Source organism: Actinoplanes sp. NPDC049599 (assembly GCF_044465625.1).
Lineage (GTDB): Bacteria > Actinomycetota > Actinomycetes > Mycobacteriales > Micromonosporaceae > Actinoplanes.
Window position 1 is genome coordinate 1 of record NZ_JBITLX010000050.1, and the last position, 11686, is coordinate 11686.

Annotated in this window: 9 protein-coding genes; 5 read left to right on the plus strand and 4 right to left on the minus strand. The window is 74.5% G+C overall.

What is annotated here, in order from left to right; genetic code table 11:
* The coding region (locus ACIBQZ_RS42135) for a PAS-domain containing protein (RefSeq protein ID WP_396094573.1) at window positions 1–1512 on the plus strand (1512 nt) is incomplete at its 5' end.
* Here the strand turns inward: ACIBQZ_RS42135 and ACIBQZ_RS42140 are convergent.
* On the minus strand, window positions 1513–2364 hold the full coding sequence (locus tag ACIBQZ_RS42140; protein ID WP_396094574.1) for a slipin family protein: 852 nt from the start codon (window positions 2362–2364) through the stop codon (window positions 1513–1515).
* 322 nt (window positions 2365–2686) lie between these two features.
* Between ACIBQZ_RS42140 and ACIBQZ_RS42145 the strand changes: the two genes are divergently transcribed.
* The 3 genes from ACIBQZ_RS42145 to ACIBQZ_RS42155 all read left to right on the plus strand — a co-directional run bounded on the left by ACIBQZ_RS42145 (window position 2687) and on the right by ACIBQZ_RS42155 (window position 6103).
* A complete protein-coding gene (locus ACIBQZ_RS42145) occupies window positions 2687–3856 on the plus strand; it encodes a Gmad2 immunoglobulin-like domain-containing protein (RefSeq protein WP_396094575.1) in 1170 nt (389 codons plus the stop codon).
* A 2-nt stretch (window positions 3857–3858) separates the two neighbouring features.
* Window positions 3859–4731 carry a universal stress protein gene (locus ACIBQZ_RS42150; protein WP_396094576.1) on the plus strand — a complete coding sequence of 291 codons (873 nt, stop codon included), beginning with the start codon at window positions 3859–3861 and terminating at the stop codon, window positions 4729–4731.
* Between the two features lie 133 nt (window positions 4732–4864).
* Window positions 4865–6103 (plus strand): ABC transporter ATP-binding protein, encoded by a 1239-nt coding sequence (locus tag ACIBQZ_RS42155; protein WP_396094577.1) that lies wholly within the window; start codon window positions 4865–4867, stop codon window positions 6101–6103.
* Here ACIBQZ_RS42155 and ACIBQZ_RS42160 read toward each other — a convergent pair.
* Window positions 6100–8373 carry a hypothetical protein gene (locus ACIBQZ_RS42160; RefSeq protein WP_396094578.1) on the minus strand — a complete coding sequence of 758 codons (2274 nt, stop codon included), beginning with the start codon at window positions 8371–8373 and terminating at the stop codon, window positions 6100–6102. The two genes, ACIBQZ_RS42155 and ACIBQZ_RS42160, sit on opposite strands and share 4 nt — an antisense overlap.
* A gap of 142 nt (window positions 8374–8515) precedes the next feature.
* Here ACIBQZ_RS42160 and ACIBQZ_RS42165 point away from each other — a divergent pair, with 142 nt between their 5' ends.
* Window positions 8516–9373 carry an SMP-30/gluconolactonase/LRE family protein gene (locus tag ACIBQZ_RS42165; protein ID WP_396094579.1) on the plus strand — a complete coding sequence of 286 codons (858 nt, stop codon included), beginning with the start codon at window positions 8516–8518 and terminating at the stop codon, window positions 9371–9373.
* 17 nt (window positions 9374–9390) lie between these two features.
* Here ACIBQZ_RS42165 and ACIBQZ_RS42170 read toward each other — a convergent pair whose 3' ends face one another.
* Entirely contained in the window at window positions 9391–11307 is a 1917-nt protein-coding gene (locus ACIBQZ_RS42170) for a sensor histidine kinase (RefSeq protein ID WP_396094605.1), read from the minus strand.
* 2 nt (window positions 11308–11309) lie between these two features.
* The gene (locus ACIBQZ_RS42175; RefSeq protein WP_396094580.1) at window positions 11310–11672 is read right to left on the minus strand and encodes a hypothetical protein; all 363 of its coding nucleotides are present in this window, start codon (window positions 11670–11672) and stop codon (window positions 11310–11312) included.
* Between the last annotated feature and the right edge of the window lie 14 nt (window positions 11673–11686).

An 11686-nucleotide genomic window follows, 5' to 3' on the forward strand; every position in this document is an offset into this window, starting at 1 on the left:
CAGGAGCAATTGCTGGCCGCGCCGTTCCTCGACCCCTACGTGCGCCGCCCGGCGCTGGGCCCCGGCGGCTGGGCCGGCAGCGTGCGCGGCGGCGAGCTGCTGGCGCTGGCCGAACGCATCGTCGGCGAACGCCACGCGCGCCGCGCGTTCGAGGAGTACGCACGCCAGCAAGGCCGCGACTGGCAGCCCGAGCTGCCCGCCGACCGCGCCCTGGCCCAGTTCACCGAACGCCTGCTGGCCGCGGCGATCGGCGCGGCCTCGGCGCGCCTGACTTTGACCAGCGCGCTGCGCGGCTCGGGCATGGAACTGGGCGAGGTGGTCGCGCTGCTCGACGAGGCCAACCAGGAACTGCGCTTCAACCGGCAGGTGCTGTCGACCACGATGGAAAACATCAGCCAGGGCGTCAGCGTGGTCGATCCGCAGATGCGGTTGGTGGCGTGGAACCGGCGCTATCAGGAATTGTTCGACTACCCCGACGGCATGCTCTACGTCGGCCGCCCGGTCGCCGACCTGCTGCGCTGGAACGCCGAGCGCGGCGAGATGGGCCCGGGCCGGCTCGACGAGGCCAGCATCGACGAACTGGTGCGCCGGCGCCTGGCGCATCTGCGCGCCGGCGCGCCGCACGTGTTCGAACGCGTGCGCCCGAACGGACAGGTGATCGAAATGGTCGGCCGGCCGCTGATCGGCGGCGGCTACGTCACCAGCTACAGCGACGTCACCGACTACAAGCGGGTCGAACAGGCGCTGCGCGAGGCCAACGAAAACCTCGAACAGCGCGTCGAGCAGCGCACCCAGGAAGCCGAATCGGCGCAACAGTCCAAGACCCGCTTCCTGGCCGCGGTGAGCCACGATGTGTTGCAGCCGCTCAACGCCGCGCGCCTGTTCACCGCGGCCTTGCGCGAGAGCGACAGCCCCGACGAACAACGGCGCTTGGCCGAGCGCGTCGACGCCTCGCTGCGCGCGGCCGAGGATCTGCTCGACGGCCTGCTCGACATCTCGCGCCTGGACGCCGGCGCGCTGCGTCCGGAGCCCAGCGATTTCGACGCCGGCGAACTGCTGCGCGAACTGGCCGCGCAGTACGCGCCCAGCGCCGCCGGCCGTGGCCTGTCGCTGCGCGTGCGCGCGCCGCTGGGCGCGATGCCGGTGCGCAGCGACCGCCGCCTGCTGCGCCGCGCGCTGCAGAACTTCCTCGCCAACGCGGTGCGCTACACCGCGCAGGGGCGGGTGCTGCTGGGCGTGCGCCGCGCCGGCGACGGCCTGCGCATCGAAGTGCACGACACCGGCCCGGGCATCGAGCCGGCCCAGCGCGAGGCGATTTTCGAGGAATTCCGCCGCGGCGAGGACGCGCCCGGGCAAGGGCTGGGCCTGGGTTTGTCGATCGCCGACCGCATCGCGCAATTGCTCGACGCGCCGCTGAGCCTGCGCAGCCGGGTCGGCCGCGGCACCGCGTTCGGCGTGCGCGTGGCCGCGGTGCGCGCGGCGCAGGCGCCGCTGCCGGCCGGCGCCGATTGATCAGGATTTCGCGGCGATGCTGCCGTTCATGGCCATCGGGACCTCCGGCGCCCGTTCCGTGCGGGTCTCGGCCGCGTGCGCGGCGTCCGCCTCGCGGGCCAGGAACGTGCCGAGCTCGCCGATGGTGCTCATCAGCGGCGCCGGGAAGACGACGGTCGAGTTCTTGTCGACCGCGATCTCGACCAGCGACTGCAGGTTGCGCAGCTGCAGCGCCAGCGGGTGCGCCATCATGGTGTCCGACGCGTCGCCCAGGGCCGCGGCGGCCAGCGACTCGCCCTCCGCGTTGATGATCTTGGCGCGCTTCTCCCGTTCCGCCTCGGCCTGGCGGGCCATCGCCCGCTTCATGGCGTCGGGGAGCTGGATGTCCTTCAGCTCGACGAGGGTGACCTCGACACCCCATTCGACGGTGGTGACGTCGAGGATCTCGCGGATGTCGGCGTTGATCCGGTCCGTCTCGGACAGTGTCTCGTCCAGGGTGTGCCGGCCGACGACCTTGCGCAGGGTGGTCTGCGCGATCTGGTTGATGGCCGCGTGCACGTTCTCGATCGCGACCACGGACTTCACCGCGTCGACGACCCGGAAGTACGCCACCGCGGACACGTCGACGCTGACGTTGTCCCGCGTGATGATCCCCTGGGACTGGATCGGCATCGTGACGATGCGCAGCGACACCCGGTGCATCACGTCGACGATCGGGATGATCACCCGGAGGCCGGGCTCCCGGCACCCGATGACGCGCCCGAGCCGGAACAGCACCCCGCGCTCGTACTGCTTGACGATGCGCAGGGCCAGCGCCAGGACCAGGAACACCGCGGCGGCCACGATGACCAGGACGGTGGTGAAGGTGTTCATCGGAAACTCCTCCGCACGCATGCGGCGCCGGGCCGGCTGCCCGGTAGCCGCGCGTGCTGACTCCACCGTCCCGCCGGCACAGCGGCAGTCACCAGGGACCTTCGGCCCGGGATGCCGCCGAGGGCCTCGCCGGTCCCCCGGGCTGCCGGACGGCCGCCACGTGCTGGGTGACCGCTGCCATGAGGCCCCCGGGATCGGGCCGGAGTGTCCTGCCCGGCGCCCGGCGCGAGTCGTACGGTCGAACTGGAGGAGTGGCGCCGTTCCGAAACGGCGAATACCCCCAGGGAGGCGAACCATGAGTCTCTCGACGAAGACTCGATGGATGGCAGCCGCGATCGGCGTGTTCGCCGCCGTGGCACTGGTGCTCGGCAGCATCTGGCTGGTGGTCCGCAACGACGGGAACGGCGGCACGGCGCCACCGGTGGCAGGCGCGCCGGCCACCCCGGACCCGAGCGTGTCCCCCGGCCCGGCACCCGGTGAATCACCCGGCGCGGCTCCCGGCACCGTGCCGGCCACCATGACGGTCAAGGTCTACTTCCACCGTGGCTCGGCCGACGACCCCACCAAGGTGGTCGCGGTGCGGCGCAGCGTGCCCCGCAGCCCGAAGGTCGCCACGGCGGCGCTGACCCAGCTGCTGGCCGGCCCCACCCGCGCGGAACGCGACGCGGGCTACTGGTCGGTGTTCACCGCCGCGACGGCCGGCAAACTGCGCAGCGTCCGCATCAAGGACGCCGTCGGCTACGCCGACTTCCGCGACCTGCGGCCGGTCATGCCGACCGCCGGATCCAGCGCGGGCACGGCGGCCTTCCTCGCCGAACTGGACACCACCTTCAAGCAGTTCGGCACCGTGCGCCGGACGGTGTACTCCCTCAACGGCGACGTCTCCGCCTTCTACGAGTGGCTCCAGCTGTCGCCGCCGGAGAGCACCATGCCGACGCTGGCCGAGGCCCAGCGGGTCGCCCGCGCCTGGCTGGCCCAGGTGGCCGGCATGCGCTCCGTCACCGTCCAGGGCTCACAGTGGCGCAGCGACTTCATCGCCACGGTGGACGTCCGGTCCATGATCGGTGAGAACCGGTCCGTGCCGGGCCCGCGCAGCCGGGTGGTCCTGGGCAAGGCCGGTACGTCGTTCAGCGTGCTCGGCGTCACCACCGACACCATCGTGGTCGATAGGCCCGCCGACGCCATCACGCCCAGCGACCTCGCGGTCGTCACCTCGCCGCTGACCATCAGCGGCCGGGCGCTCGCCTTCGAGGGCACCGTCAACGTCCGGGTGGTGCAGATCCGCAACGGCGCCGTGCGCCGGCTCGGCAGCGGCTACGTCACCGGCGGCGGGGACGTGTTGCGGCCCTTCACCGGCGAGATCGCCTTCGCCACGCCGAGCACCGACACCGGCTGGGTGCTCGCCTCGGAGCTGTCCGCGTACAACGGGGCGGTCACCAAGGTGACCGCCGTCCGGGTGGCGTTCAAGCCCCTGGCCGGCGGAGGTGGCTGACGGTGGGATCGGCGTGGATCGCGCCCGTGGTCGTCGGTGTGGACGGTTCCGCGTCCAGCCTGTCGGCGGTCCGGCTCGCCGCCCGCCACGCGTCCTCGTACGGATGCTCGCTGCACATCGTCCACGCGTTCAACTGGCTGCCCCGCTGGCCGGAGGCCACCGGCGCGGACCCGGCCGGTGGTGCCGCCGCCCACGAGGTGGTCCGGCGTGCGGCGTCCGCGGCTCACGAGGCCGCACCGGGCGTGGTGACCGTCACCCGGCTGCTGGAGGGCGCCGCCACGTCGACGCTGCTGCGCCTGGCCCGCACCGCCGTCCTGCTCGCCGTCGGCGACGGTGGACTGTCCGGTCAGGTCTGCCTGCCGACGCGGACCAGCGCGGTGCACATCGCGGCCCGCGCCGCCTGCTCGGTCCTGGTGGCGCGGAGGACCGCCGCGCACGGCGGCCCGATCGTGGTCGGGGTCAACGGCTCGTCGGCCTCCGAACACGCGCTCGACTTCGCCTTCGACACCGCCGTCCGGCAACGGGCGGAGCTGGTGGTCGTCCGCGCCACGGCAGCGGATCCGCCGACCGGCGACGAGTGGCGTGAGGTCAACGACCTGGTCGCGCCACGACAGCACAAGTACCACCTCACGGCGCGGATCCGGGTGCTGCCCGGCGAGCCGCAGGCCGTCCTGGTCGCCGCGTCGATGCGGGCCGGGCTCGTGGTCATCGGCGCCCGCGGCAACCAGCCCTACCGGGGCCTGCTCGGCTCGGCGGCACAGACGTTGCTGCACCACAGCCCGGCCCCCGTCATCCTGGTCCGCGGCATGATGCCGCCCCCGCTCGAAGCATCCGATCCGCACACGGCGGCGCGGAGCCGTGCGGTCCCGCGCTGAGCCGGCGCCCGTCACCGTGGCACCGAGGCCGTTCAGCATCGGCCGCGGGACCAGCGGCCCTGGTCGCCGAGGGAGATCGGCGGTTGGCTGAAAGCAGAATTCCCGGTGCGGTGCCGGCGAGTGGAGGCGGGCCATGTCCGTGGTGCGGCTGGAACACTTGACCAAGATCTTTCCCGGTGGGACGACGGCTGTCGACGACTTCACCCTGACTGTCGCCGACGGGGAGTTCCTCGTGCTGGTCGGCCCGTCCGGCTGCGGCAAGTCGACCGTCCTGCGGATGATCGCCGGGCTCGAGGAAGCGAGCGGCGGGGACATCCTCATCGACGGCGAGCCGGTCACGAACTGGGCGCCCAAGGAACGCGACATCGCGATGGTGTTCCAGAACTACGCGCTCTACCCCCACATGACGGTCAAGCAGAACATGGGTTTCGCCCTGCGCCTGCGGCGCGTCCAGGCCGGCGAGATCGACCGCCAGGTGCGCGAGATCGCGCAGCTGCTGGGCCTGTCGGAACTGCTCGACCGCAAGCCGGCCGCGCTCTCCGGCGGACAGCGGCAGCGGGTGGCGATGGGCCGGGCGATGGTACGGCAGCCACGCGTCTTCCTGATGGACGAGCCACTGTCCAACCTCGACGCCAAGCTGCGGGTGTCGATGCGTGCCGAGCTGTCCCGGCTGCACCAGCGTTACCGGGTCACGACCGTCTACGTCACCCATGACCAGGTGGAGGCGATGACCCTGGGCGACCGGATCGCCGTCATCGACCGGGGGCGGCTGCAGCAGGTCGGCACCCCGGAGGAGCTGTATCAGGCGCCGGCCAACCGCTTCGTCGCCGGCTTCATGGGCTCGCCGAGCATGAACTTCGCGACCGTCACGCTCGAAGGGGAGGATCCCGTCGGCACCACGCTGGGCGGCGTCCGTTTCGACCTGCCGGACGTGCTGGCGCGCCGGCCCGGGCTGCGGCCGTACCTCGGCAAGCAGATCGTCATCGGCTTGCGGCCGGCGGCGTTCGCCGTGGCCCCGCCCGCCCCGGTGGCGCCGACGCTGCGGGTCGTTCCGCTCGGGGTGGAGGCCCTGGGCGACGAGAAACACCTGCTGTTCGACGCGCCCCGGAACACCGACGGCGCCGACGCGGGCACCGCCGACGACGTGCCGATCACCGTGGATGAGGCCGCCATGTCGCAGCTGTGGACGGCGAAGGTCGCCCAGCACGCCGATGTGGCGATCGGCCGTCCCGTGGTGCTGTCCCTGGACCTCCGCGAGGCGTACTTCTTCGACCCGCGGACCGGCGCCGCCATCCCCGCGGCGGGCACCGGCGCAGCCGAGCCGGTGACCGCCGGCGCGCTCAGCGGCGGGCCGGCGAGCCGGCCCGGCTAGCCGACCGTCAGGCTGTGATCGGCCGACTGGGAGTTGGGCACCTTCGTGAGGTCGAGCTTGACCTCGCCGAGGTGGTTGCCGTTCGGCGCGCAGTGCTCGAACCGGCCGTGCTGGGTGTCCACCGAGTAGAGGTGGCCGTTGGTCGGATCGCGGTAGACGTCGCGGTTGTTCAGCGCGGACAGCCCCCGGTCGCGCTGGAAGCCGTGCCGGGCGGCCTGGCGCTCGGCCTCCGTGCCGACCCGGGCCACCCGCTCGCCCGCCGGCAACCTGACCAGGCTCGCCTCGAACGCCGCCGCGTCGAACGCCGCGGCCGGCCCCGACCGCGCGGGGGCCAGCCGGCGCATGGCCTCCTCGACCTCGGCTGCCTCCTTGGCCAGCCGCTGGACCTCGTCCCGCACCAGCCCCCGCATCGACGGGTCGAACGCCAGCTCGGCGCATTTGTCGAGCTCGCCTTCGAGGTGCGTCAGCTGCACGTCGAACTGGCGCAGGGCGCCCACGGCCGGGTTGTCCGCCGCGATCCGCCGGCAGGCGGCCGTGCGGACCCGGCCGGGGTCGACGATCCGGCGCAGCGCCTCCCGCTCCGCCGCCGCCGTCTGCCGTTCCAGCGACCCGGCGCGGCGCAGCAGCGCCTGCTCCCGCGCCTCGCGCTCGGCCGGGCCCAGGCCACGGTTGCCGGCCAGGGCCCGGGCCTCGGCGCTGATCTGCTCGGCCTCGCGGGCCAGGCGGGCGCTCTCCTCCGGCATCCGGGCGGCGGCCAGCGCCCGGCCCCGCTCGGCGATGCTCTCGGCCAGCTGCAGGCACCGGTCGCTGCACCGGATCAGCCGGCCGTCGGCGAGCAGGGTGATCTCGTGGGTCTCCCGCATCGCGGTCTCGGCCACCCGGATCTCCCGGGCCGCACCCCGTTCGCCCGCCGCGCCGAGCCGCTCGCCGGCCCGGGCGGCGCCACCGGCCGGGCCGAGGCCGTACGAGAAGCGCAGGTACCGCACGAGCAGGGCGAGCAGGGCCTCCACCGCCTCGACGAGCGGTGCGAGCGCCCGGTTGCCCGCCGCGAACCCGCGGAAGGCCGTCAGCGCGGCGCGGACCGGAGTCAGCGCCTCGGCCACGGCGGCGCCGGCCTCGGCGAGGCGGATCGCCGCCCGCAGGCCGCCGACCGCTCCCTTCAGCGCGGTGTAGCCACCCTCGGTGAGGACCAGCAGGAGCACCTCGAACGTCGCCGTGCCCGCGACCCAGCCGACGCCCTCGCCGAGTTGCCGGTCCGGCCGGGTGAGGAACCGCAGCAGCGCGTCGGAGAGCGAGGCGCCGAGCGACTCGACCCCGCGCAGCGCGGCGGCCACCATCCGGTCGATCAGGGCGAGGATGGTCCGCGGCTCGGTGCGGCCGGCGCGCAGGTCCGCCAGCAGCGTGGAGAGCTGCGCGTTGACCCGGTCCAGCGTGGCCTGCACGTCGCGGGAGAGCGCGTCCCGGGACTGCCGGTCGGCCAGCGTGGCCAGCAGCCGCAGCTGCGCGGCCTGGATCTCGTAGCCGATCTTGACGAGGTCCCAGAGCAGGACGAACGGCCCGGTCAGCCCGTCCCACAGGCCGGCGACCAGCCCGCTGAGGAAGCCGATCGAGAAGTCCGGGCTGGGCCGCAGGATGATCTGCGCCATCCGGTCGGCGATCCGCACCTTGATCCCGGCCGGGTAGCCCAGCGCCCGCTCCAGCGCGCCGATCGCCACGTGCCGCAGGATCGTGCCGGTGGGTACCCCGGGCGGGCTCGGCAGCTCGACCGTCCGCGCCGCGGTCAGGCAGGCCCGCAGCACCTGGTCGATCAGCGGACCCTTGGCCGCGTCCGGGATCTCCTCCCAGGCGACCGCGGCGAGCACGGCCGGCAGCTGGGCCGGGTCGGTCAGCGCGGTGGTGATCAGCCGGCCGGCTCGCGCCACGGCCGGTCCGGCCGCGGACAGCCCACGCCAGGCGTCGGTGAGGAAGTCCCGCTGGAGCGACAGGGGCGCGTCCGGGCCGGGATCGGCGTGCGCCGTCAGCCGCTGGACGGCGGTGTCGTGCTCCGCCCGTTCCTCCGCCGAGCAGTCGCACGGATGGTCGCCGCACCGCTGCACCGTTGCCGTACCCCCGGGCAGGAGCAGGCCGGCGACGGCCTGATTCCCGGCGGTGCGCTGCAGGTGGGCGAGATGTGCGGGAGTCCCGATCGGCCCGGCCGGGGCGGGTCCCTCCGCCGGGCGGGGCGAACCGGTCGGGCGCCGGGCGGCGCCGGGACGAACCGCACGCTCCACCGCTTCTCCCTCCCGCCGCGGGGCCACCCCTCATGGTGCCGGGTGCCACCGCGGCGGATCCTGCCCTCAAGGGCAGCAGGTCGGGCAGGTCAGGCGCCGATCCAGCGGCGGGCCTGGTCCCGGCGCGCCCATAATGGCGGACATGACCACAGTGGCCGAAGGCTTTCACTTCCTGGAGGCACCACGCTGGCGTGACGGCCGGTTGTGGTTCGTCGACTTCTACGACCACCTGGTCCGGTCCGCCCGCGAGGACGGCTCGGACCTGCGGACCGAGGCCGAGGTGCCGGGGCAGCCCTCCGGCCTGGGCTGGCTTCCCGACGGGCGGCTGCTGGTCGTCTCCATGCGCGACCGCCGGGTGCTGCGCCGGGAGCCGGACGGCACGCTGCACGAGCACGCCGATCTGAGTGACCACGCCACCGGGCACGCCAACGACATGGTGGTGGACGCGGACGGCCGGGCCTACGTCGGCAACTTCGGCTTCGACCTGATGGCCGGCGACCCGGTGCGGCCGACCGCCCTGCACCGGGTCGACCCCGACGGGCACGTCACGCAGGTCGCCGACGACCTGTGGTTCCCCAACGGCATGGCGATCACCGGCGCCGGGGTGCTGCTGGTGGTGGAGACGTTCGGCAACCGGGTCACCGCGTTCGACCGCACCGGGGCCGGTGACCTCGTCAACCGGCGGCCGTGGGCGACGTTCGGCCCGCTCCCCGCCGACCGCCGGGTGGACCGGGCGCTCGCCGGCCTCCGGGTCGCCGGCGACGGCGCCTGCCTGGACGCCGAGGGCGGGTTGTGGATCGCCGACGCCATCGGCGACCGGCTGATCCGGGTGGTCGAGGGCGGCACGATCACCGACGAGGTCCGGCCGGGCTCCCCGGTGTACGCCTGCGCCCTCGGCGGCGCGGACGGCCGGACGCTGTTCGCCTGCGCCGCCCCCGACTTCCACGAGGAGGCGCGCCGGGCGGCCCGCGAGGCCCGGATGCTGGCCATCCGGGTCTGACCCGGCGCTCGGCCGGCTCAGACCAGCGGGATGACCGCCGACAGTCGGGTGCCGGGGTGCAGGTCGGCGATGCGGAAGGTGCCGCCGAGGTCCTCGCAGCGCCGGCTCATCGAGGCCAGGCCGACGCCGGACGGCCGGCTCGTCGCGCCGCCCACGCCGTCGTCGTCCAGGACCACCCGGACCGTCCCGGCGACGCGGCGCACGTCCACCCGGGCGTGGCCGGCCGACGCGTGCCGGACCACGTTCAGCAGGCCCTCGTCGACCAGGCGGAAGACGGCCACCTCGACGGGGGCCGGCAGCCCGGCCAGGTCGCCGTCGACGCTCAGGTCGATGCGCGGACCACCGGGCCGGTGCCGCTGGACCACCAGGGACAGGGCGGCGGCCAGCCCGCGTTCCAGGGCCGGCGGGTGCAGCCCGTCCACCAGCCGGCGGATCTCCGCCGCGGCGTCGGTCAGGCAGTCGCCGATCTGCTGAAGGTTGGCCCGGCCGTCGACGGTGCCGCCGCCCGCCAGGCCGGCGCTGACCAGCATCCGCGCGCCGGACAGGGTGGGGCCGACGCCGTCGTGCAGGTCGCGCTGGAGCCGCCGGGCCTCCTCCTCCCGGGCCTGCACCAGCCGCTCCCGGGCCGTCCGCAGCTCGTGCGTGAGCCGGACGGCCGCGGCCGACGGCGCGAGCTGGCCGGCCAGGTGGTCGAGCAGGGTCCGCTCGCGCCGGTTCCACGGCTCGTCGGGGCCGCGCGGCTGGACCACCAGCCGGCCGGCCCGGGCACCCCGGTGGGACAGCGCGACCGTCGACACCGGCCAGTCCCGGCGGCGTCCGGTCGCGCTCTCGGCCCGGGACCGGTCGCCGAGGTGGATCGCCACGTACGGCGCCCGGAAGCCCTCCCCGATCACCTCGACGGCGGCACCGAGCACCTCCTCGGGCGTGCGGGCCTGGCCGATCCGGCGGTTCAGGGCCTCGGTCAGCCGGTACGGGTCGGCGCTCAGCCCGTACAGGGTGCGGCGCAGCAGGGCATCGACGCGCTGTCGCAGCGGCAGCAGGGCGACCACCGCGGCGGCGGCGACGACCGGGGCTGCCGCGGGCAGGAGCCGGGCGGCGACGGTGACGGTGGCCGTGTAGGTGACGATGGCCAGGCAGGTGAACAGCCCGTACGACACCGAGCGGTGCACGAGCAGGTCGATGTCGTACAGGTGGTAGCGCACCACGCCGACCACCGTGGCGACCGGCACCGCCACCACCACGGCCAGCCAGGTCAGCGGGATGCCGGCGACGGTGTCCAGGATGAGCCCGGCGAGCAGCAGGACGGCGTTGCCGGTGGCCCAGATCAGCGGGCCGCGCCGGCCGGCCGGCTCGCGGCGCAGCCGGGTCAGCAGGGCGACCGGCGCGAGCAGCGCGGACCCGGCGAGCACGAGCAGCGCGGCGAGGATGACCACGGTGTCCCAGCCGGGCGACACCGGGACCGCTTCGGTGAGGAACCCGGCCGGCGCCCGGGCCGCCAGGTGGGCCAGCGCCACCGTGCCGGCGGCCGTGGCCACGCCCGCGGCCCCGGCCGTCCAGCGCCGGAACCGGGAGGCGCCGGCGCCGTCGGGAAACAGCACGACGATCAGGATCAGCAGGCCGGTGCCCGGCCACCACAGCCATTCCCGGGTCCAGAACAGCGGCCCGGCGTCACTGACCGACGCGGCCACGGTGCCCGAGGCGAGCAGGCCGACGCCGCTCAGCAGCCAGCCGCAGGGGTTGCGGGGCGCGTACGCCGCCACCCGCACCCCGAGCGGCACGCAGAGCAGCGCCAGCAGCCAGTCCCGCCGCTCGGCCGGCAGGCCGGCGCCGCGGTGCAGCAGGCTCTCGGCGAGGCCGACGACGAGCAGGACGGCGGACACCGACGCCACGGCCCAGGCGAGCCGGATGGCCGGACGGGTCGCGGCACCGGTCACGGTCAATGAAAGTCTCCGAGGATGCTGTGCAGCAGGTTGTGGCTCATCGAGCCCCGGTTGCCGGGGTCCTCGTCCGGCCGGGCGCCCAGCCCGGCCGGGCCGGGCTCCAGCGGCGGATATCCGTCCCGCTCCACCGACCAGGGCCGCCCATCGGCGAAGTAGTTGTGCTCGATGGCGACGTGCAGCTGGGCCAGGGTGATCCGGGCCGCCGGGACGGCCGGGTGCTTGTGCGGCCAGTCGCCGGTGCCGGTCCGTGCCTGGGCCACCAGGGTGTCGACCCACTCCTGCGCCTCGGCGGTGCCGTCCACGACGGTGACGGGACCGCCGGACGGCGGCATGGGTGTCGTGTCTTTCGCTGGTTGCATCGGCTCATCCTCAT

Bases quoted from the DNA above. Each gene is read 5' to 3' on its own strand.
- ACIBQZ_RS42140 (WP_396094574.1), bottom strand. From the start codon at position 2,364: ATGAACACCTTCACCACCGTCCTGGTCATCGTGGCCGCCGCGGTGTTC.
- ACIBQZ_RS42145 (WP_396094575.1), top strand. From the start codon at position 2,687: ATGGCAGCCGCGATCGGCGTGTTCGCCGCCGTGGCACTGGTGCTCGGC.
- ACIBQZ_RS42155 (WP_396094577.1), top strand. From the start codon at position 4,865: ATGTCCGTGGTGCGGCTGGAACACTTGACCAAGATCTTTCCCGGTGGG.
- ACIBQZ_RS42165 (WP_396094579.1), top strand. From the start codon at position 8,516: ATGACCACAGTGGCCGAAGGCTTTCACTTCCTGGAGGCACCACGCTGG.
- ACIBQZ_RS42175 (WP_396094580.1), bottom strand. From the start codon at position 11,672: ATGCAACCAGCGAAAGACACGACACCCATGCCGCCGTCCGGCGGTCCC.